We start from the raw sequence: 20,730 nt of genomic DNA on the forward strand, positions 1-20,730 counted from the left end.
TATGCGTATTTTAATTACAGGAGGCGCCGGATTTGTAGGTTCGTCTTTAGCTATTGCGTTAAAACAAAATTATCCATCTTACGAAATCTTTTGTCTAGATAATCTGAGAAGAAAAGGATCTGAGCTTAATGTAGCCCGACTAACAAAACAAGGAATCAGCTTTATCCACGGTGATATTCGTAATAAAGAAGATTTTGATTCTTTACCAATTGTTGATTCTGTTATTGAAGCCTCGGCCGAGCCATCAGTATTAGCAGGTTTAAATGGGTCGCCCGATTACCTGATGAATACCAACTTATTCGGAACTGTAAACTGTCTTAACTACGCTGTTAAGTGTAAAGCAAGTTTTATATTTTTATCTACAAGCCGTATTTATCCAATCAAAACACTTGAAACCTTAGATTTTATAGAATCTGAAACACGTTTTGAATTGACTGATAATCAGAAAATAAAAGGTGTTTCGGCCAAAGGTATTGCTGAGGATTTTCCGCTTGAAGGCCCAAGGTCTTTGTATGGTACAACAAAACTGGCATCAGAATTAATTATTCAAGAATACAACGAGTTTTATAACCTCAAAACAGTTATCAACCGTTGTGGTGTATTAACAGGCCCTTGGCAAATGGGTAAAGTTGACCAGGGAGTAATGGTACTCTGGATCGCCAAGCACTTCTTTGAGCAACAACTGGCTTACATTGGTTATGGTGGTAGTGGGAAACAAACACGTGATATGCTTCACGTGGCAGACTTATACCGCTTGATAGACTGGCAGCTTCATAACATTGATAAAGTAAACGGCGAAACCATGAATGCCGGTGGAGGGGTAGAAGTAAGTGCCTCATTGCAAGAGCTTACTGCTATATGCCAGAGAATAACAGGTAAAACTATACCTATCAACAAGGTAGCAGAAAATCGCCCGGCAGATATTCGATTGTATGTAACTGATAATACGAAAGTAACCGCTCTTACAGGCTGGAAACCTGAAATAGGCATTGAACAGATTGTAGAAGAAATAACGGCCTGGTTAGCTGAAAACAGAGAAGCGCTAGAGCCAATACTTAAATAAAATAGAAAAGCCTTTCAGAAATTCTGAAAGGCTTTTCTATTTATGCCGAGTATGCTTTTACGGTTTCAAAGAAACACTTCACTTTTTCAGGGTCGGTATCAGGGTAAACACCATGCCCTAAATTGGCTATGTAGCGTTGTGTGCCAAAAGCCTCTAGCATTTGCTTGGTTTCTTTTTCTATCTCCTTAAAAGATGCATATAAAACGCATGGGTCAAGATTTCCTTGCAAAGTTTTATTAGGCAACATCTCTCTCGACTCTCTTATATCCATGTTCCAGTCTAGCCCAACCACATCGCAATTTAGTTTTGCCATATCTTTGCGGGCAAAGAATGCGCCTTTGGCAAAAACTGTAACAGGCACATCGTTAATAGCATCGCAAATTTGCGCTATATAGGGTAAAGAGAATTTTCTGTATTGCTCTGGCGATAGTACACCAGCCCAAGAGTCGAAAACCTGCACTAAATCGGCTCCGTGGCGCACTTGAGCTTTCAGATAACTAATTGTACTGTCGGTTATCTTTTGTAGTAACAGATGAGCTAATTCGGGCTCAGAATACAACATCTTCTTGGCAGCCGAGAAAGTCTTAGAGCCTTTACCTTCTATCATATAACAAAAAATAGTAAATGGTGCTCCGGCAAAGCCAATAAGTGGCACCCGGCCATTCAGTTCTTTTTTTACTATATCTAAAGCTGCCAGTACATAACCCAGGTCGGTTTCAGGGTCGCTTACTTTCAGCGCATCAATATCTTGTTTCGTTTGGATAGTCTTCGGAAAAATCGGCCCTTTGGCTTCAACCATTTCGTAGGGTAAGCCCATAGCTTCGGGCACTACCAGTATATCAGAGAAAATGATTGCTGCATCGGTTTTCAGAATATCAACAGGCTGAATAGTTACCTCAGCCGCCAGTTCGGGTGTAGTAGCTAGTTTTATAAAACTTCCTGCCTGTGCTCTTACGGCACGGTATTCGGGTAAGATTCGGCCAGCCTGGCGCATCATCCAAACGGGCACACGCTCTACGTGCTCACCCTTTGCCGCACGTAAAAGCAAATCATTCTGTAATTTCATGCCGCAAAGATAAACTAAAAGGCTTATTTTTCAATGCATAAAAAAAGCCACGAGCATTGCTCATGGCAGGTAATCAACTGAAAGTCATTGTCTTTTACTAGGTGTTCTTGACTTTAATTATTTACAGCGGTTGACGTTAAAAAATCCTTTGTAATGCGGGATTTATTTTTTTCCAGTTCTCTCTTTAAGAAGTAGGCCGGAAAAAAGCCTTTAAATCTATTAATATATTTATTTTTTGAATCTAACAAAACAAGGGTTGGATACGCATCAATGTTGTAACGGTCGGCAATATCCATACCGTCAAAGGTATCAATATTAACTTTATATACCAAAAAGTTTTTGTTAATATATGCGGCAAAATCTGGGTCTGCAAAAGTTTCATTTTCCATTTTGCGGCAGGGAATACACCACGTTGCCCAGAACTCTAGTATAATTGGCTTTTTTTGTTTTCTCGATTCCCGAAGCAAATCATCATAAGTACCATCATAAAACCTTACTTCGCTTGTATTATTTTTTTTATCACTTTTGTAAGAAGCCAACATCACTAGGGCAATTCCTACGAAACCTAATACTTTGAGTTTCATTTTCATGTACGTTATTGTTAATAAATGGGGTCATAAAACACGCTAAAGACCCTAAAACTGATATTTTTAATCAATTACAAATATTAAGCCATTTTTTTCCTGATTTTTGTAAGCACCTTTGATAACGAATAAATACAACGCTTAATTATGAAGATTTCAATGATTGGTGCAGGTAACGTGGCCTGGCATTTGAGCATTGCTTTTGAAAACCACCATCATCAGGTTTGTGAAGTGTTTAGCCGCCAGCAATCAAAAGCGAAGGCGCTTACGGCTATGTTATATCAGGCAGAGGCCAAAACAGACCTCGACTTTTCGGATAGTAAAGCCGAGCTTTTTATACTGGCAGTAGCCGACGATGCCATAGCCGAGGTATGCTCTATGCTGGTCTTACCCGAAAATGCCATACTGGCTCATACCTCAGGAACAAAAAGTCTTGAAGACCTACAAAAGCTAATAGGCTCGTTTCATGATTTACCAATCAGGTGTGCAGTTTTTTACCCACTCATGACTTTCAGTAAACAAAAAAAGATGCAACTGAAAGAAGTACCTTTTTGCATAGAGTCTGATGATGCAGAGGCCGAAAGTCAATTAGTTAGACTCGCACAAGGAATGAGTAATACTGTATATCTGGTAAGCTCACAAGAACGAAAAGTATTACACGTAGCGGCTGTTTTTGCTTGCAACTTTACTAATCATTTAATGGCATTGGCCAAAGAAATTACAAATGATGAAGATCTGGAGTTTGATTTATTGAAGCCGCTTATCAGAGAAACATTCCAGAAGGCGCTAGCAGCCGAGCATCCGGCCGATGTGCAAACAGGCCCGGCAGTTAGGGGAGATAAATCAACCATTAATAATCATTTGGTTTATTTAAACAACCGACCTGATTTATTTGAGATATATGAGATTATGAGCGAGAGTATTCAGCAATGGCATGCTTAAAAAAAGAAAGTCATCAGTATAAACTGATGACTTTCATCTATTAACTATTGCTTAGGTATTATATCAATACAAACCTTCGCAACGGTTGATACAATCTAAATCTTCGAAAGCGGCTTTCAAACGGCTAACCATGCTTTCTTCACCTTTACGCAACCATACACGTGGATCGTAATATTTTTTGTTTGGAGAGTCAGCACCTTCAGGATTACCTAATTGTCCTTGCAAGTATCCTTCTTTGTCTTTGTAGTATTTCAGGATACCTTCCCAAGTTGCCCATTGTACGTCGGTATCGATGTTCATTTTTACTGCACCGTATTTAATGGCTTCTCTGATTTCTTCACGTGAAGAACCTGAACCACCGTGGAATACGAAGTTTACCGGCAATTCGCCTGTTCCGAATTTCTCTTGGATATAATCCTGTGAGTTTTTCAAAATGATTGGCGATAATTTTACGTTACCTGGTTTGTAAACACCGTGTACATTACCAAAAGCAGCAGCAATTGTAAAGTTAGGAGAAACTTTCAATAGCTCTTCGTAAGCATAAGCTACTTCTGATGGTTGAGTATATAGTTTTGAGCTATCAACATCTGTGTTATCAACACCGTCTTCTTCACCGCCTGTTACACCTAGTTCTATTTCAAGAGTCATACCCATTTTGGCCATTCTCTCAAAATATTTCACACATATCTCGATGTTCTCTTCGATTGGCTCTTCTGAGAGGTCAATCATGTGTGAGCTGAAAAGTGGTTTGCCATGTTGCGCAAAGAATTTCTCGCCAGCGTCTAAAAGACCGTCTAACCAAGGTAATAATTTTTTCGCACAGTGGTCTGTATGTAAAACTACCGGAATGCCATACATTTCGGCAATCTGATGTACGTGAATAGCTCCAGAAATTGCGCCAGCGATTGCAGCTTCCTGATTTTTATTTGGTAATGATTTACCTGCATAAAAAGAAGCGCCACCATTTGAGAATTGCACAATAACAGGTGAATTAACGGCTTTAGCGGCTTCCATTACACCATTTACCGAATTAGTACCTACAACATTTACAGCGGGTAGGGCATAATCGTTTTCGTTGGCGTGGCGTAACAAAGCAGCAAGTGCTTCACCTGAAACTACGCCCGGCTTAATCAAAGATTGACTCATGTTAAGTTTTTTGAATTTTAAAAAGAAAAAATGTTATTATAATTGTAGATGAAGCCAATTAAAGAAATTTTACGCAAATTATGTATTTTTAAAAAATATTAATACAGAAAATACCGAAAACTTTGCTGAGGCAACATCAGTTTTAATCTATTCTAAATAAGTGATTTAGCAGATAAGGTTCTATTTTTTCTCATACAAAGCCTGAATATCAGCCGGAATTTCAATTTCCTTTATGGTTGATTTCTTCTTATCTGTTATTCTCCATCTGTGCAACCATGAAAAACCACCTTTGGCAAGCACAGTATCTTTGTGTTGATACACCTCATCTTGCAAGGCTTCGTCTAGCGTAATAAACGTAAAACCCTTATCGGTCATAACCTTACAAAGCTCGTCGAAATAGTCGGCGTTGAGTGCATTGGCATGGCATAAGAAAATATGCTTGATTGGGCGGCCTATTACTTCTTGTGTATATTTAATGTAGTAGTCGAAATAATCGCTGTTATGCTGTATGTATTTTTCGGCAATGGTTTTCATAAGGTCTTTGTTACCTGCCTTCATAGCATCCATATAGACTTTGTTAAAATACCAGTCGTCGGCCTCTATTGTTACCGGAGCATTAATATAATTGTGGTCTTTCAATACTTTCTCGAAACCATATCGCTTAACGCTATCGGCACCTACCTGTAAGAACGGATATCTGAAATACTTCTTCGGCTGCTTATACTTTTTATTGAGTTCGGTTGTTATCACTTCACCTTTTAGCAACTCTGTTTTATAATCTTCCAGCGGTGTTGTAGTAAGCGAAGGGTGGGAGAAAGTATGGTTTCCTAACTGATTACCATTGATAAGCCATTTTTCTAACATAGCTACTCGTGCATCAATCTCACCTAAGCGCATCACCGTTTTTTCGTTTACAAAACCTACTGCCTTAATCTTGTGTTTCTTTATTTTAGCCAGTAATTTATCGGTTGATTCTTGTGCGTGCTTGAGTGATAACTCTTGTACAAATGGTAGGTCGTCAATAGTTATGGCTATCTGATATTGCGCCTTAACATTTAATACCAAGAAAAAAGCGAATAAAATTTTTAAGTTTGATAGTTTTTTCATAATAAAAAAGCCACTGCTTTAACAGTGGCTTGAGGGTATATTTATTTTACAATTGTTTTCAACATTAAATCGGCTACAAACTGGTTACCGGTTTCGTTAAGGTGTACTCGATCGGTTGTTAAGATACCCGACTCTTTGTTCTGAGGGTTATTTTTTAAGTTATAAGCCAAAAACTCTTTTCTTAAATCAACCAAAGGGCAATCGAATTTTGAAGCGATGCCTCTGATAAGATTTGAGTAGTGATTCAGGTCTCCGTCTTGTGAATTACTGTTATCGTTGCGCTCGCCAATAACAGCCGGCGTACAGCAAATTACCTTTATGCCTTTCGATTGTAATTTTTTGATTATAGCAGTATAGAAACCTGTAAACTTATCGGCGTCTGTTCCTGTGCCGTGGCTTGACTTATGCCATACATCATTTACACCTATGTAGATAACTACTACGTCAGGGTTTTGAGATAGTACATCGTCTTCCATACGTAAGAACAAATCATAAACTTTATTGCCGCCTATACCTGCACCAATCAATTGGTACTTGTCTTTGATTCCTTGTTTTTCGAGCATTTCTTTCATTTTGGTAATATAACCGTTTGGACCAACGCCAGCCTGAGTTATTGAATCACCAAACAAAATTACTTTAGTGGGTTTGTCTTGTGTTAGCGAAAACATGAATAATGAGAGGACGATAAGGGTAAGCGACTTTAGGGTGTTTTTCATTTAATTTTGAGGTTGAATTGTTTAAATAATATCAAGCCTTTAAAATTAGTTTTTTTTACTCTTATTGTCAAAAGACCATTCAGAAGAGCGTTATTTTTTAATTTGTGAACAAAAAAACTCGCTCAAAAAAAATAAAACCTTACTTTTGGATTTATTTTACCTAACTAGACACGCCGTTTTATGTTAACAGTCATTGCTAAAATCTTAGTTAAAGAAGATAAGGTAGAAGAAGCCAAAAACGCTTTATCGGCATTAGTAGCACCTACATTAAAAGAAGAGGGTTGTATCGATTATGTGCTCCATCAAAGCAATGAAGACCCCAAATTATTTTTCTTTTACGAAAACTGGACCGATAAAGAAAGTCTGGAGAATCACCTGGCTAATGTACATATAGCAGAATTTTCGGCAAAAGCAGAGGATTTATTGGAGTCGCCGGCCGAATTGTTTTTCTTATCTAAAGTTTAGTCTCTAATACTTATATTAGTTGTTTCCAGGTGTTTTTTATATAGTTGTACTTGAGTGTACTTGGTAGGGCTTTCCAGAAGTATTTGTTTATTTCTACAGCAAACGATGGTTGCATATAGCAATTAATTACGCAACCTTCGCACTCTTTCAGTTTTCCTTCAAGTGCAACAATTTCTTGTACTTCGGTAGATTGATATAATTCGTAAAGATTATTATTGATAGAAAAGTCTTTAGTACCTAGATGATAGCAGGGGAGGATAAGTTTATTCTCCGGTGATATAACCAATGTTGTAGATGCTGCCTTACAAACGGGATTATCCACGTGGTTTCCACCATTCTGGCGTAGGCTTATAAATGCTTCGTTGAGATACACATTTTTTTGCTTGCCCCACCACAGTAGCTTATTAAGCGATTCTTCGGAAAGACTTCCGCCTGTTTGCACACTATTATAATCAAAAACCGGATTCAGTATCAAAACCAGATTATTCGGTTGGGTGATTTCCTTCCATACTCGTTCAATCTTATCCACATTTTGTTCAAAAACTGTGAATAAGATATCCGGTCGCTCACCATTTGCTTTAGCGATTTTGATAGAATCCAGTACTTTATCAAAGCACTTTACACCTCTCGATTGATTATGCTCTTCTTCATCGGGTGAATCGAGTGAGAAGTGGAGCATATCTATTTTACCTTTCAGGCGCTCGGCGTATTTAGGGTACAATAAGCAATTAGTTGTTACGGTGGTTATCATACCTGCGCCTTTAGCTTCTGTAAGCAATACATCGAGTTCCCGGTGCAGTAATGGTTCACCACCTGTAAAGTCAATAACTTTTACACCTAGTTTTTTCAGGTCACGAAGGTTTTCTCTAAAATTCTGAATTGTAATATAGGGTGATGGCTTCTCCCATATATCGCAAAAACTACACGTTGCATTACAACGATACGTAATGTAGTAATTACATAATACAGGATGCTTGATAAGTCTCATACTATCTACTAGCTTACTTGTTGATGATTGATAAGTATGATTTTACCCTAATACTAGCTGGCTTAATTAAGCCAGCATTTTTAACAGACTCGCCAGTTTATCTTTCAAATCTTTTCTATCTACAATGAAATCAAGGAAACCGTGCTCTAAGACAAATTCTGCAGTCTGGAAACCTTTTGGTAATTCTTTACCGATGGTCTCTTTAATAACCCTAGGGCCTGCGAATCCGATGAGCGCTTGTGGTTCAGAGATATTGAAATCACCTAACATGGCGTACGAAGCTGTAACACCACCAGTGGTTGGGTCTGTTAATAGAGATATATAAGGAATCTTTGCTTCAGCTAATTGTGCTAGTCGGGCCGAGGTTTTGGCCATCTGCATTAAAGAGAATCCTGCCTCCATCATTCGGGCGCCACCAGAGCGTGAAATCATTAGAAACGGGATTTTATTTTTCAATGCATACTCAATTCCTCTTGCTATTTTCTCACCAACAACCGAGCCCATCGACCCACCGATGAATGCAAAATCCATACAGGTGATTACGATGTCAAGGTCTGACATTTTACCATGAGCTGTACGAGCTGCGTCTTTTAAACCCGATTTTTTTTCGGTAGCACGTATTCTGTCCGGATAGGGCTTAGTGTCTACAAAATTAAGCGGGTCGCCTGAGCGTAGATCAGCATCTAATTCAGTAAAGTTTCCGTCATCAAATAGAAGATTAAAATAGGCATCAGAGCCAATTTTTTCGTGATAATTACAATGAATACATGTATAGGCATTATTTTTATGCTCACGTGAATGCATTGCTTTTTTACAGTTCGGACATTGATACCATAAACCGTCAGGCGCTTCGCGCTTCATTTCGGTTGGTGTCTGAATTCCTTTTACAGTACGCTTAAACCAAGACATATCAGAAAAAAAACGTTTTGAGGGGTCAAAGGTAAAGAATCTTGAGGTGTGATTTAAAAGTTTTTTCTTAATTTTTATAAATCTGAGGTTTAATCATATAAAAAAGCTGAGATTCATTTATCTCAGCTTTCTAATTTTGACTTAAAACGTATTGATTGGCCTACCGCTTGCGTCTCGATATGCCTTTCGCTCTACATCGTTTTCGAAATACGTTTCTTCTTTTCTTCCATCCGGGTACAATCGCGTGGCCCTTCCATTCTTCTTATTATTTTCTACCTTGGCTACGAGGCGTACATTATTATTATATATAAAGTAGCCTTTGTCGTCGTTCATCATTCCGTTTTTGAACTTGCCTACATACTTATCTCCGTTTTTAAAGTAGTAGGTACCATAGTTGTTGTACCTTCCGTTCTGAAAATTACCCACATATTTTTTCTCACCATCAGGGTAATACTCTACACCACGACCATCACGTTTTCCGTTTCTCCATTCACCTTCATATCTTTCTTTCGTTACGGTGTTTATCATTTTTCCGAAACCATTTCCACAATCACCTTCGAAACAAGCAGGGCTACGCACAATTTCACCCGAGTTATCAACAGTAGTGGGGTCTATTCTGGGCATTTCTGGTGCGCCACCCATGTTTCCATCTGTTCTTCTGATTGGGTCAATGGGTTTATTCACATCTTTATCCACATTATCCACAACATCGGTTGGTTGTCTTCTTTGTGGTGTAGGCGTATTTTCTGCTTTTGGTGGATATTGTACTTCAGGTAATGGTTTCGACTGATTCGAAGTAATTACGCTTCCGTCGCTTTTCTTCACATTTGGGTATAGGTCCTGTGCATTGCGGTATCCTTTTTCAATGGCAGCTAAGCGTCTGGTTCTTGGTGGGTGAGTACCACCATCATAATCAGAAGTAAGTTTGCTGATAGCTGCTTGAGCTTCTTTCAACGAAGCCCCCATCTGGTACATTACAAAACCCGAAAACTCGTCAGCTTCAATTTCTTTTTGCGGGTCGCTTCCGCCTTCAATAATTGTATGCCCTTGCAAGTGATGGCCTATCTCATGTGCAAGTATGCTTAATGCACCCCAGTCGGTTTTAGATATACTATTAGCTTTTTGCATAAAGGCTCCATCATACACAATCAGGCGGGTTTGTCCGTTTACTGCGGCAAAGCAGTTATCTGTATTAGGGCACTCCATCACATAAAAATTCTTTTTTAATCCACTTCTACGCACAATCTCTTCTACTGCTTTCTCTGCAACGTCTTTCGAGCGGAAACTTACCATATTGCAAATGGCCTTTTCATTAATCCGTTGCCCATAGTAATTATATCCTAAAGTACGTACGCCATTCTGCGCATTTGCTACATAGCTAAGTGTGAATAACATTGTGGACAATGTGAATAACCTATATTTCATAGTGAGATTTTGTTTAGCTTAATATGAAGATTAACGAGGAAAGTTCTTATCAATTGATGGTAGTGGTTGGGCTTAACAATACTTTAACAAATAAGTCTCATAAGCTTATGGTTTATGAGACTTATTAACAATATTAATGTGGAAAACCCTTAATTTATTGTATCACCACGTAGATTTCTGAATCTTTTTCTGGCTTCGGCGCTATAGATACTTCCGGGGAATTTCTGAAGGATTTCTCTGTACAAATCCATCGCTTTATCTTTCTGGCCTAATTTCTCCTGATATATCTTTGCTTCCAGAAATAGGGCATCATCAGCCAAGATATCGTAGTTATAATTCTTACGCAAGGTCTCGAGGTCGTCTAGTGCCTTATTAGCCTCATTAATTTTTACATAGGTATTGGCTCTTAGCCATAATATTTCATCGGCCAGGCTATGGCTTTTGTACTTCTCAAAAGCTACATTAAGTGCCTCTAAAGCTTCTTTGTTTTTGTTTTGGAAAAGCAACAGGTCAATTGAGGCATATTCACGCATGGCGGCTTCGGTTGTATCTAAGCCTATGTTATCCTGAATCAACAAACTCAATTGCATGGCATCGTTGGCGATTTCACGAGTGGTAGCTTTTTTGAGAATATCAAGAATATCTTTCGATAAATCGAACTCGCCGTTGTAGTAATGCAATTTGGCATTTTTCAATTTAGCTTCCTGGCCCAGCATATCTTCTTTCTGAGACTTTTCAACTTGCGAGTAGAGTAAGGTTGCTTCCCAAGGCTCGTTTCTTAGAACATAAATATCGCCAAGGTCTAGCTTACATTTATCTCTAAAATTATTATCACCACCTGCAATGCTGATTGCTTTTTCGAGTACTGTAATGGCTGTATCTCTTTCGTTCAAGTAAAAAGCATAGAGCTGTGCAGTGTTTCTCATGGCCTCCATTGTTTTCTGGTTCTGGCCTAAGTCAAGAAAGAGGTTCTGGTAGTCATTTATGAGCGTTCTGATAGAGGCTAAATCGACCGGATAGGTTGTCTTAATGACTTCTTCCTTGCAGTAGATAGCATTTCGTCTGGCATAGGGGTAATACTGGCCTTGTGGGTACTCTTTCATCACGTATTCGTACATCTGAATAGCGTTCTTGTACTCTTTGTTTACCAAAGCCGTTTGTGCCAGCTCAAAAACCCTTTGCCCTTCAAGTTTGTAGCGTCTGTCTAAGGCACGTGTTTGAATAAAAGCCTTGTTAAACTCTTTCTGTTGCACCAAATGCCATATTAGTATATCAGCATAGTATTGCTCATTCGGAAACTTCTGTACTTTGCTGTAAAGCACCTTTTCGAGCATTTCTATTTCAGCATCTGTTTTAAGATTATCTTGAAGCGTGGCTTTTACATATTCAACATTTCCTTCTTTAAGGCCATATTTCAACATTTCTTCAATCATGGGTTCTTTCTGCCCATTGTACAGATACGCCCTTGCAAACAAAATAGCGTACTTGTTTTCATCTTTTGCTATCTCACGGCCTTTTTTAAGCAACTGAATAACCTGTTCGGTTTTACTGTTCCGATACAGAAAGTCTTGCATTTCGTAAAGTGTCCCGTCTGACTTTGCCGCAAGGTCAATCACGTTGGCAAATTCTTTTTGTGATTCTTCAATTTTGCCTGTCATTTCCAACAACAGGGCATAGTCTGCTTTGTACGAAATGATATTCTCATTACTCTTTATCTGGCGTTTCAGAAATTTTTCGGCCTCGTCCCAATTTTTTAATTTATAAAGGGTTTGCAAGTAATTTGTGTGCACCAGCCTAACCGCATTTTTATCTTTCGACAACTTCACGTAAATCTCTTTGGCCTTTTCATATTCGCCTTGCTTGAAATATTCATTCGCCAGTTCAAGGTCTTGAGCCATTAAGTTTACTCCCATGAGAGTCATCAGCACAATTAATAAACACCTCTTCATGTTTTATAAAAAAAATAAAAATTAAATAATATTTTATTGTTGTTTTTGATTGTTATGCCTGTGGAAATGTGAATAAATATACTCTGTGGATAATGGCTTTGCAACTCATTCACATAAATAATCTCTTTTTCCACATTTTTATTTTACTATTCCACACTTATTTTATTGATAATCAATTATAAGGCCACTTATTTACACTCGCTAATGAAATATTTGTGTTGATTATTTTTACCTCTATCCACATAGTGTTTCCACGTTAATCCACTTGGTGTGAATTGAGGAAAAGGCCATAGTTTGGGGCTTATTCCACAAGCCAACTATTCTTTCCACTATCGTTATTGAATTCTCCACACACCACTCCACGAGGTAGTACACAATATGCATACAGTATCCACATATTTGTCCACAGTGTTTTTTGGATATTTTTTATTTTGAATTGACCTTTTGCCAATTCATAGAAAAGTACCCACATTTTAGTGTTTTAGAGCCACTGGCGGTGGATTGTTTTGAAGTGTTGAGATAGGTGAAAACTCTTGTTTCTTTTGATATGCAGAGAGTAGAAGTCTAGACGATTTAACCTGGAAGGTAGGGGAGATAAAATGCTTTCAGGTTGCGCATTCTTAGGTTTCAAATACTTATTGCAGTTTTATAAAAAAATTGTGGCACAAACTTCCAGTTCGCTGGTGTTATAACTTATCGAAACGATTAAGTATTTACTATCCAAACATAACATATAATAGTACATTACGAATACATATTGCGAACTGGAAGTTCGCGCCACAACTAATTCATAATAGACCTTCCCTGTTTTGTATTTTATGATGTGACACCAAGAGTGGCTTTATAGTTGATATACTACTTTTACACTATTCTATAGATATACACTATTTTAAAATATCCTCTAATAAAAAAGAAGATGGTCCGTATCAAACTATGATAGTGGAACATCTTCTTTGTATTGAATTACTCTTGACTATTTTTGATAAACTAATTTATTCTTTCTTGTCACCAATATTTACTTTTATATCTCGCAATTCAAAATTAGCTTTTACTCTTATTACCTCTTCTGAGAAATAAACTTTTTCGGGTTCTATATCATTTTCAACATTTCCATAATCCCATTGGCCATTGCCATTGCTGTCTACAATTATTCTTATCAGATATGGTTTTGGTTTAACATTGGTAAATAAGAATCTATCTTTCGTTTTTTGCTCGGCTTCTACCTTATAGGTTTCATCGACCAATTGTACGATTTTATTATCCGTATTTCCCTCAATTATCCCCTCAACGATTCCATAGTCTTCGGGTTTCAATAACGGATTTCTTAGCGTTTGCTTTGCACTTGAATCTCCTCTTATGTTCATAAACGCACCTGCTTGAAACTCAAACTTTATTTCCCTTTTTGCTGAAATTTGTTTTGTAAGTGTTAGATGTGTTTTATACATGTTCCACGCTAGCGCCTTTTCATCTAAGGGTTCTACTGTTATGGTATCGCTTAGTAGTTTGATTTTGCTAAAGTCGCTTGTTGCAATGGGGTTATCGAAATAAAATTCATAAACTAGATTATTCTCTACCGGTTCGTTTGATTTAGGGTCAGTCTGAAAAGTGAAGTTATCTTGTTTATTCCTTCTGGTTGTGCGTCTTTCCTGGTCTCTGAATTTTATCTTTTGTAAATGTGTCAACTCATTATCTGCTGAGTCTCTTACTGTAATATTAACTTTAACTGTATCAGTCTTTAGTGGAATGTTATAAAACTTTATTTCATTTCTTTGTGCTGAATACGGAAGCGTATCTGCAGGGTTCACAAATGAAACACTATAGGTCTTGATGTTTTTATCATAAATTACAGTAAAGTCTTCTGCTCTCTGGAGTGTCTTCTGATTTTTAGGTTTATCGTTATTGGCCATATATAAGGCCATATTGATATTTCGGATGTTAGTATCTAGTTTGATAGTATCTTTCACAAAGGCTATCATCTCTGTTTTATTGTCAAATCTTAGGTTACTGTTTTTATCAGTATAAGCATAGAGTCTATACTTTCCTTTTTTTAGATTCTCGAATTTGAAATTTCCGCTTGAGTCGGTTTTCAAAAAGTAGTTAGGCTTTGTCTTTTTTAGACTTAAAGAATCCTGTACTTCATACAACGATACTTGCGCATCAAGAATCGGTTGGTTTGTGAACAAGTTCTTCACATTGCCTTCTATCTCTAATGAATCAATCTTTGCCCCTGTACTAAATGCCAATTTAAGATTTTGCGCTTCATTCCTCTCATTTAGGTCTTTTATTCCTTTTTTGAAATTGAAAGTGTAGGTTGTGCTATCTTTAAATGGTTTATCGAATTTAAGAATAACACTATTTGATTTTGATTTTATGTCATAATACCCATCCTGCTCCGGAATAATGATTAACTCCTGGCGCAGTGATGTTACATCTATTAGTTCATCAAAGTATAGTTCTATCTGATTACCCTTAAAATTGGTTTGCTTATCTACCGGAATAGATTTCACTAGTTTTGGCGCAACTTCATCTTTCTTTCCACCGGTAGGCGGAACAAACTGTGCACAACTCAACAATAGATTGCTGATAATTAAAAATGCTGTTGCTCTATATAAATTCTTTTGTAACATATCTATTATGCCTATTGCTTTTGAAATGCAAAAATAAAACCCTCAAATAACATTTGAGGGTAATTAAGAAAATTTAATAGTTATTATCGACCCAGATGAATCATCAGTACTGAAATGTCAGCGGGAGAAACGCCACTTATTCGTGAGGCTTGTCCTAATGTCTGAGGTTTTAATTTTTTAAGCTTTTGTCTGGCTTCTATCGATATAGATGTTAGTTTATCATAATCGATGTTTGGTACAATGCTAAGGTTCTCGAGCTTAGCCATCTTCTCTGCCATTAATAACTCTTTCTCGATATAACTTTCGTATTTCACATGTATTACTGCCTGCTCTAATACTTCATCATCAAAACTTCCTAAATGTGTTTTTATTTCATCGCTCAGGTTTTTTATATCATCGAGTTCTATTTCTGGTCTTTTCAATATGCTATAATAAGAAGACTTTTCTCTTAGTCCTGCCGATTCTATCGATTCCAAATAAGAGTTTGCCTGATCGGGTGAAACTTTCATTTCTCTCAATGATTTTATGAGTTTCTCTGACTCTTCTCTTTTCTCAATCATTCTATCAAGGCGGCTTTGAGAGGCAAGCCCTAAATCATATCCTTTTTGAGTCAGGCGTATATCTGCATTATCTTGGCGCAACAATGTTCTGAACTCCGCTCTTGATGTAAACATACGATACGGCTCATCTGTACCTTTGTTAACCAAATCATCTATAAGCACTCCTATATATGCTTCATTTCTTTTCAAGACGAAAGCTTTCTTTTCTTGTACTTTGTTGTGGGCATTAATACCCGCAATGAGCCCTTGGCAAGCGGCCTCTTCATAACCTGTTGTGCCGTTGATTTGCCCTGCAAAGAAAAGGTTTTCAATCAGGTGAGTTTCAAGTGTAAGTTTCAACTGAGTCGGAGGGAAAAAATCGTATTCTATGGCATATCCCGGTCTGAACATCTTTGCGTTCTTAAAGCCTGGTATTAAACGTAGGGCTTCGTACTGAATATCTTCAGGTAAAGAGGTTGAGAAACCATTGATATACATTTCAACTGTATTCCATCCTTCTGGTTCTACAAATATCTGATGGCGGTCTTTATCTGCAAAGCGGTTGATTTTATCTTCTACTGACGGACAGTAGCGAGGCCCTAATCCTTTTATTCTACCACTAAACATTGGTGATCTATCAAATCCTTTTCTGAGGGTTTGGTGTACCTGTTCGTTTGTATAAGTTACGTAGCAACTTCTTTGCTTGGTAAGTCTAGGCGTATCGGTATATGAAAACTTTTCAGGATTATCATCGCCTTTTTGTTCTTCCATTTCACTCCAATCAAGCGAGCGTCCGTCTATTCTTGGCGGTGTTCCGGTTTTCATTCTCCCAGACTCAAAGCCTAACTCTATTAATTGCTCTGTAATTCCGTGTGCTGCCTTCTCCCCTGTTCTACCACCACCAAAGGTTTTTTCGCCAATATGTATCTTTCCATTCAGAAATGTTCCGTTGGTAAGTACTACCGATTTGCCTTGTATCTCAACACCCATTGAGGTCTTTACCCCTACTACCCTATTATCTTTTACAAGTATACCTACGGCCATGTCTTGCCAAACGTCTAGGTTTGGGATACTTTCCAACGTATCTCGCCACTCTTGGGCAAACATCATTCTATCGCTTTGGCAACGAGGGCTCCACATAGCGGGGCCTTTAGACCTATTCAGCATTCTGAATTGAATCATGGTCTTGTCACTTATAATTCCTGAGCGTCCGCCTAAAGCGTCTATTTCACGAACTATTTGTCCTTTTGCAACGCCACCCATCGCTGGGTTGCACGACATCTGTGCAATGGTGTGCATATTCATTGTTATCAATAGTACAGAGGAACCCATAGTAGCTGCTGAAGATGCGGCCTCGCATCCGGCATGCCCTGCCCCTACTACTATAACATCATATTCTGGAAACATGGTCTTAATTTGTTTATGGTTCCACGTGAAACTTTTTGATAGTGAAATATGTGTGCGTTCCACGTGAAACAGAAAAACTGTTATAAACTTTTGGATGAAAAACTTCCGAACTTCTATCGGGTAAAAGATATAAAACGATGAAGCCTGAAAGAAGGTTCTGATATATAAATAAAAAGGACACTCGTTAGAGTGTCCTTACAAATTTACGAAGAAATATAATTACTTAATTTTTCTGAAATAATTATCAGTTTGTTTCTTATAGAATGGGGTGTAATTAGGCGGAACTGTTCTAATTAGTTCCACTTGTTTCACCTTCTCTTGCAAGAATTTCTCCATAGATGGTGGAGCTTGGCGATTAAACTGCTGCGCTGTACGAGACTGGCGCGTTGGGTCTTCCTCTTGTTGCTTAATGGCTTTCTCTGCTTCAAGCAAGCGAGTCTGAATTTCTCTTGAGCGTTTCATTAATTCAGGGTTCACTCGTTTATTCACCAGATCAGTTTCGTTCTCGTCCATTTTCTTTTCTAGCTCCTTCAGTTCATTGCCAAGTTTCTTACCAGCCTCAGTGCCTTTAAGGTCTTCTTGTAGCTGTTGTATCATCTTACGAAGTTTCGCTTGTTCTTGCGCTAATCGGGCTGCTTCCTGCGACATCTGTTTTCCGCTTTGGTTGCCCTGCCCCATTTGTTGCATACCTTGGTTTAGTTTCTCCTGCATTTCGCCTAATGGCATTTGTGCAGGGTTCTTACTTTTCTTGCCGCTTTTACCACTGCCTGGCATGGCGTTGGCCATCATTTGCTGCATCTGGTTAAAGGTATCGCTAAGCATCAAAGCAAGGTTATTGATAGAGGTCATGGCAAATTGTTGCTTAGCCGATGCCACATTTAGTTTTCTTTCTTTAATAAACTTCACGCTTTCATCCATCGAATTACGCATAGAGGTTACTTCTTTCGTTACAAATGATTGTATCTGAAGCACACGCTTGGCAAGCGAATAAAGACTGTCTTCGATGATTTTGGCATCATCTTGTAACTTCAACTGGTCTTGCGAGAGTTTCACGAATCTAGGGTCGGTAACAGTCATATTTCTAAAGTCTTTCATTAAGCCTTCTTGGTCGAATGAAAGTTTTACAAGATTCTCCAGAATAGCTCTTAAAGCATCTATATCTTCGTTCATTTCTTTCATTTCCTGGCTTTGCATAGATTCCGACATCTGCTGTGCCATCTTCTTCATTTTATTAGCCGCATTCTTTTGGCTCTTCGATGCCGAATTGTTTTGCTTTTGGTCAAGTTGCTTTTTAGCATTCTGCTGTTCTTTCGAAATATCTTCTTGCTCCTGCTTCTGAGAGTCCATGTCTTTTTTGAGCTCTTTACTTAATTGCTCAATATCTTTCATTTTCTCTTTCATGTCCTCAAACTCTTTATTGAGTTTCTCTTGCTCTTGTTTCAGGCTCTCGTTCTTGTCATCCTTGCCATTCTCTTTATTCTGTTCTTTATTGTCCTTAGAGTCGTCGTTTTTGCCGTCTTTGTTTTGATCTTTATTATCTTTCGCATCATCTTTCTTGCCATCTTTATTCTGGTCTTTATTATCCGACTTCTCGGCCTCTTTATTCAATTGCTCCTGCTTCTTTGTTTCATCGCCAAGTTTGTCTTGTTTCTCGGCAAGTTTCTCCAGTTCTTGTGCAGTCTTCTCAACTTTTTGTTTCAATTGTAATTGTTTGAAAAGTTTAAGCGTACGGTCAATCTCTTTATCCATATTACGCTCTTTATTTTTCAGCTTTTCCAATTGCTCAATCGTTTTCTCGTCCATGTCTTTATCTAGCAGTTTCTTCAACTCTTCATACAACTTACTGGTTTCGTCGTTCATGAGTTCATTCATGAGTTTTTTCAACTGTTGCATTTTCTCCTGAAGTTGGGGGCTTTGCTGCTGAAAACGATTAGTCTTCTCCTGCATCTGGTCAAACTGCTCTTGTAAGCTTTTCAACTCATTATTTAATTCATCACGTTTACGAATCAATTCTTCCAATTGTTTCTTTTCTTGAAAATCTAAATCCTTTTTGCTTTTCAAGCGGTTTTCAAGATTAGCCAATTCATTCTTTAACTTCTTCGATTTCTCACTCAACTTCTCAAGCATATCTTCTGTTTTTTCGGCCGCTTTTTCTATTTCGGCATCATAAAGCTTAGCCGATGGGAGTGCAAGCGTCATAACAGCCGTTTTGGTACTTTTAGAGCCGTTTACGCCGTCGTTGTCCCACAGTTGAAGATAATACTCAACTTTATCGCCTGGGCTCAGTTGAAGCTCTGTCAGCGGCATTTGGTAATAAAAGCTTTGCGATACCTGTGAGCGATTAAACGCAACATCCATAGATGCATAAGGCTGGTTCTGATTATTATCTTTAATGGTCTTGTAAAAAAGCTTAAACTGAGACAAACCATAATCATCAGTAATGTTTCCGCCCAATACAATATAATTAAATAGTGTAGAGTCTTTTAATTGCTCCAATTGAATCTGTGGATACTTATCCGGAATTACATTTATATAGAAATCAACGTTCTCACGGTTGCTACTAAACTCGTTTTTGAGGTGAATCTGGTATGAAGATGAGTTTTTCAAACGTTTCACGTAAGAGAAATTATCGCCAAAGCCATCTTTTGCCAATAACTTACCTTCGTTGTCAAAGCTCAGATATAAAGAGTCTGTATTTACAGCCTTAAAATTCCATTGTACAGTTGTGCCTTCGGGTACTACAAGGTTTCCTACATTATTGAAGCCTTCGTTAGCTTTATTGAGGTATGATGGGTAGTTGAGTGCAACATCAAACGAAAGTAGATTAGGGCGGCTGATAAGCTCTAATTCAAAAGCATTAGATTTAAAGCCTGATGCCAGAAAATGGAAATCGACAGGATTCTGTACTTTAGAGAAAGTAAAAGAATAAGTTTTATTATCTTCCGAACTCATCTTGAACTTACGGTCATTAGCTACCAGATATACTGCTTCCGGTACTGCATTACCAATAAGCTTTAGGTTCAGTACAAAATCTTCGTTTTTTACTGCTTTCAGTTCATCGTTGGTTATCTCAAACTTAAAAGGAGCTTCTTCGGCAAAATCTTTCTGAAAGTACACGATTCTTTCAGTACTACTCTTAAAAAATTTAGGCGATACTGCCGCAATCAATAACACCAATACCAAAGGAGGCAAAGCATACTTGAGGTATCTTTTGTTTTCGCTTATTTTGACAGCATCGGCAAAGCGCACAAACTTCAGCTCTTGCGATTTTTGGTCTATGCTGGCTTGTAACAATGCATTTTCCTTTTCAGAAAACTGAGCCAGTTGCAGTGTATTTAACAGCCTATCCCCTACTTCCGGAAAGAATTTGCCAATTTCGTTAGCTGCTTTTTCATAAGTAAGAGGTTCGTTGAAATGCAACAAGTATAAAACAGGCTTTACTACCCAGAAAATAAGTGAGTAAAGAGCCACCCCGATAAAGGTAAATAGTAAAGCACCTCTGATAACAGAGCTAAAACGGCCAAAATACTCAATTGTATTGAGCAACAGAAACGATGATAACAAGATGGCCAAAGTAAACAAAGAACCTTTAATTAAAAGGTTTTTGTAATACTGACGTTTGTATTCATCAATCTTTTCGAAAAGAGCTTTAACTGAACTTGACATGGTATTGTATTAAAAGATTAAGGATTTTTAAGTGAACAAGTCGCCACAGCGTACTATTGAAATACTATTCTATAACGGAAAGATGCTTATAATAACCGAAGAAAATATTTTCAACAGGCACTTTATTTAAG

General features: G+C 37.9%; 15 protein-coding genes. 3 read left to right on the forward strand and 12 right to left on the reverse strand.

Annotated elements, in window-relative coordinates; translation table 11 throughout:
• Position 1: 1 nt before the first annotated feature.
• Positions 2-1,063, forward strand: coding sequence for an NAD-dependent epimerase/dehydratase family protein (locus WAE64_RS02195; protein ID WP_340234014.1), 1,062 nt, complete (start codon positions 2-4; stop codon positions 1,061-1,063).
• Between the two features lie 40 nt (positions 1,064-1,103).
• On the opposite strand, the gene hemE is transcribed toward WAE64_RS02195, so the two are convergent.
• Positions 1,104-2,129, reverse strand: coding sequence for a uroporphyrinogen decarboxylase (gene hemE, locus WAE64_RS02200; RefSeq protein WP_340234016.1), 1,026 nt, complete (start codon positions 2,127-2,129; stop codon positions 1,104-1,106).
• Between the two features lie 113 nt (positions 2,130-2,242).
• Complete coding sequence (locus tag WAE64_RS02205; protein WP_340234018.1) at positions 2,243-2,719, reverse strand: thioredoxin family protein; 477 nt, start codon at positions 2,717-2,719, stop codon at positions 2,243-2,245.
• A 141-nt stretch (positions 2,720-2,860) separates the two neighbouring features.
• Here WAE64_RS02205 and WAE64_RS02210 point away from each other — a divergent pair, with 141 nt between their 5' ends.
• Positions 2,861-3,655 carry a Rossmann-like and DUF2520 domain-containing protein gene (locus WAE64_RS02210; RefSeq protein ID WP_340234020.1) on the forward strand — a complete coding sequence of 265 codons (795 nt, stop codon included), beginning with the start codon at positions 2,861-2,863 and terminating at the stop codon, positions 3,653-3,655.
• Between the two features lie 63 nt (positions 3,656-3,718).
• Here WAE64_RS02210 and fbaA read toward each other — a convergent pair whose 3' ends face one another.
• The 3 genes from fbaA to WAE64_RS02225 form a co-directional block, all read right to left on the reverse strand.
• Positions 3,719-4,801 carry a class II fructose-bisphosphate aldolase gene (gene fbaA, locus WAE64_RS02215; protein ID WP_340234024.1) on the reverse strand — a complete coding sequence of 361 codons (1,083 nt, stop codon included), beginning with the start codon at positions 4,799-4,801 and terminating at the stop codon, positions 3,719-3,721.
• A 180-nt stretch (positions 4,802-4,981) separates the two neighbouring features.
• Positions 4,982-5,908 (reverse strand): polysaccharide deacetylase family protein, encoded by a 927-nt coding sequence (locus WAE64_RS02220; RefSeq protein WP_340234026.1) that lies wholly within the window; start codon positions 5,906-5,908, stop codon positions 4,982-4,984.
• A gap of 41 nt (positions 5,909-5,949) precedes the next feature.
• On the reverse strand, positions 5,950-6,624 hold the full coding sequence (locus WAE64_RS02225; protein ID WP_340234028.1) for an SGNH/GDSL hydrolase family protein: 675 nt from the start codon (positions 6,622-6,624) through the stop codon (positions 5,950-5,952).
• A gap of 180 nt (positions 6,625-6,804) precedes the next feature.
• Here WAE64_RS02225 and WAE64_RS02230 point away from each other — a divergent pair, with 180 nt between their 5' ends.
• Positions 6,805-7,089 carry a putative quinol monooxygenase gene (locus WAE64_RS02230; protein WP_340234033.1) on the forward strand — a complete coding sequence of 95 codons (285 nt, stop codon included), beginning with the start codon at positions 6,805-6,807 and terminating at the stop codon, positions 7,087-7,089.
• A gap of 10 nt (positions 7,090-7,099) precedes the next feature.
• Here WAE64_RS02230 and WAE64_RS02235 read toward each other — a convergent pair whose 3' ends face one another.
• From WAE64_RS02235 to WAE64_RS02265, 7 genes are all read right to left on the reverse strand, one after another.
• Positions 7,100-8,077 (reverse strand): radical SAM protein, encoded by a 978-nt coding sequence (locus tag WAE64_RS02235; protein WP_340234035.1) that lies wholly within the window; start codon positions 8,075-8,077, stop codon positions 7,100-7,102.
• Between the two features lie 66 nt (positions 8,078-8,143).
• Complete coding sequence (gene accD / locus WAE64_RS02240; RefSeq protein ID WP_340234037.1) at positions 8,144-8,986, reverse strand: acetyl-CoA carboxylase, carboxyltransferase subunit beta; 843 nt, start codon at positions 8,984-8,986, stop codon at positions 8,144-8,146.
• 141 nt (positions 8,987-9,127) lie between these two features.
• Positions 9,128-10,381: a M48 family metalloprotease gene (locus WAE64_RS02245; protein WP_340234039.1), complete on the reverse strand. Its 1,254-nt coding sequence runs from the start codon at positions 10,379-10,381 to the stop codon at positions 9,128-9,130.
• Positions 10,382-10,560: 179 nt separating this feature from the next.
• The gene (locus WAE64_RS02250) at positions 10,561-12,360 is read right to left on the reverse strand and encodes a tetratricopeptide repeat protein (protein ID WP_340234041.1); all 1,800 of its coding nucleotides are present in this window, start codon (positions 12,358-12,360) and stop codon (positions 10,561-10,563) included.
• Positions 12,361-13,352: 992 nt separating this feature from the next.
• Positions 13,353-14,987: an Ig-like domain-containing domain gene (locus WAE64_RS02255; protein WP_340234043.1), complete on the reverse strand. Its 1,635-nt coding sequence runs from the start codon at positions 14,985-14,987 to the stop codon at positions 13,353-13,355.
• 83 nt (positions 14,988-15,070) lie between these two features.
• Positions 15,071-16,933, reverse strand: coding sequence for a tRNA uridine-5-carboxymethylaminomethyl(34) synthesis enzyme MnmG (gene mnmG / locus WAE64_RS02260; RefSeq protein WP_340234045.1), 1,863 nt, complete (start codon positions 16,931-16,933; stop codon positions 15,071-15,073).
• Between the two features lie 219 nt (positions 16,934-17,152).
• Positions 17,153-20,599, reverse strand: a complete 3,447-nt coding sequence (locus WAE64_RS02265) for a DUF4175 family protein (RefSeq protein ID WP_340234047.1) — start codon at positions 20,597-20,599, stop codon at positions 17,153-17,155.
• Between the last annotated feature and the right edge of the window lie 131 nt (positions 20,600-20,730).

The organism is Emticicia soli, from assembly GCF_037860775.1.
Lineage (GTDB): Bacteria > Bacteroidota > Bacteroidia > Cytophagales > Spirosomataceae > Emticicia > Emticicia soli.

What these genes read in the sequence shown, in the direction of transcription:
- WAE64_RS02195 (WP_340234014.1), top strand. Translation starts at nt 2, where the DNA reads ATGCGTATTTTAATTACAGGAGGCGCCGGATTTGTAGGTTCGTCTTTA.
- hemE (WP_340234016.1), bottom strand. Translation starts at nt 2,129, where the DNA reads ATGAAATTACAGAATGATTTGCTTTTACGTGCGGCAAAGGGTGAGCAC.
- WAE64_RS02205 (WP_340234018.1), bottom strand. Translation starts at nt 2,719, where the DNA reads ATGAAAATGAAACTCAAAGTATTAGGTTTCGTAGGAATTGCCCTAGTG.
- WAE64_RS02210 (WP_340234020.1), top strand. Translation starts at nt 2,861, where the DNA reads ATGAAGATTTCAATGATTGGTGCAGGTAACGTGGCCTGGCATTTGAGC.
- fbaA (WP_340234024.1), bottom strand. Translation starts at nt 4,801, where the DNA reads ATGAGTCAATCTTTGATTAAGCCGGGCGTAGTTTCAGGTGAAGCACTT.
- WAE64_RS02220 (WP_340234026.1), bottom strand. Translation starts at nt 5,908, where the DNA reads ATGAAAAAACTATCAAACTTAAAAATTTTATTCGCTTTTTTCTTGGTA.
- WAE64_RS02225 (WP_340234028.1), bottom strand. Translation starts at nt 6,624, where the DNA reads ATGAAAAACACCCTAAAGTCGCTTACCCTTATCGTCCTCTCATTATTC.
- WAE64_RS02230 (WP_340234033.1), top strand. Translation starts at nt 6,805, where the DNA reads ATGTTAACAGTCATTGCTAAAATCTTAGTTAAAGAAGATAAGGTAGAA.
- WAE64_RS02235 (WP_340234035.1), bottom strand. Translation starts at nt 8,077, where the DNA reads ATGAGACTTATCAAGCATCCTGTATTATGTAATTACTACATTACGTAT.
- accD (WP_340234037.1), bottom strand. Translation starts at nt 8,986, where the DNA reads ATGTCTTGGTTTAAGCGTACTGTAAAAGGAATTCAGACACCAACCGAA.
- WAE64_RS02245 (WP_340234039.1), bottom strand. Translation starts at nt 10,381, where the DNA reads ATGTTATTCACACTTAGCTATGTAGCAAATGCGCAGAATGGCGTACGT.
- WAE64_RS02250 (WP_340234041.1), bottom strand. Translation starts at nt 12,360, where the DNA reads ATGAAGAGGTGTTTATTAATTGTGCTGATGACTCTCATGGGAGTAAAC.
- WAE64_RS02255 (WP_340234043.1), bottom strand. Translation starts at nt 14,987, where the DNA reads ATGTTACAAAAGAATTTATATAGAGCAACAGCATTTTTAATTATCAGC.
- mnmG (WP_340234045.1), bottom strand. Translation starts at nt 16,933, where the DNA reads ATGTTTCCAGAATATGATGTTATAGTAGTAGGGGCAGGGCATGCCGGA.
- WAE64_RS02265 (WP_340234047.1), bottom strand. Translation starts at nt 20,599, where the DNA reads ATGTCAAGTTCAGTTAAAGCTCTTTTCGAAAAGATTGATGAATACAAA.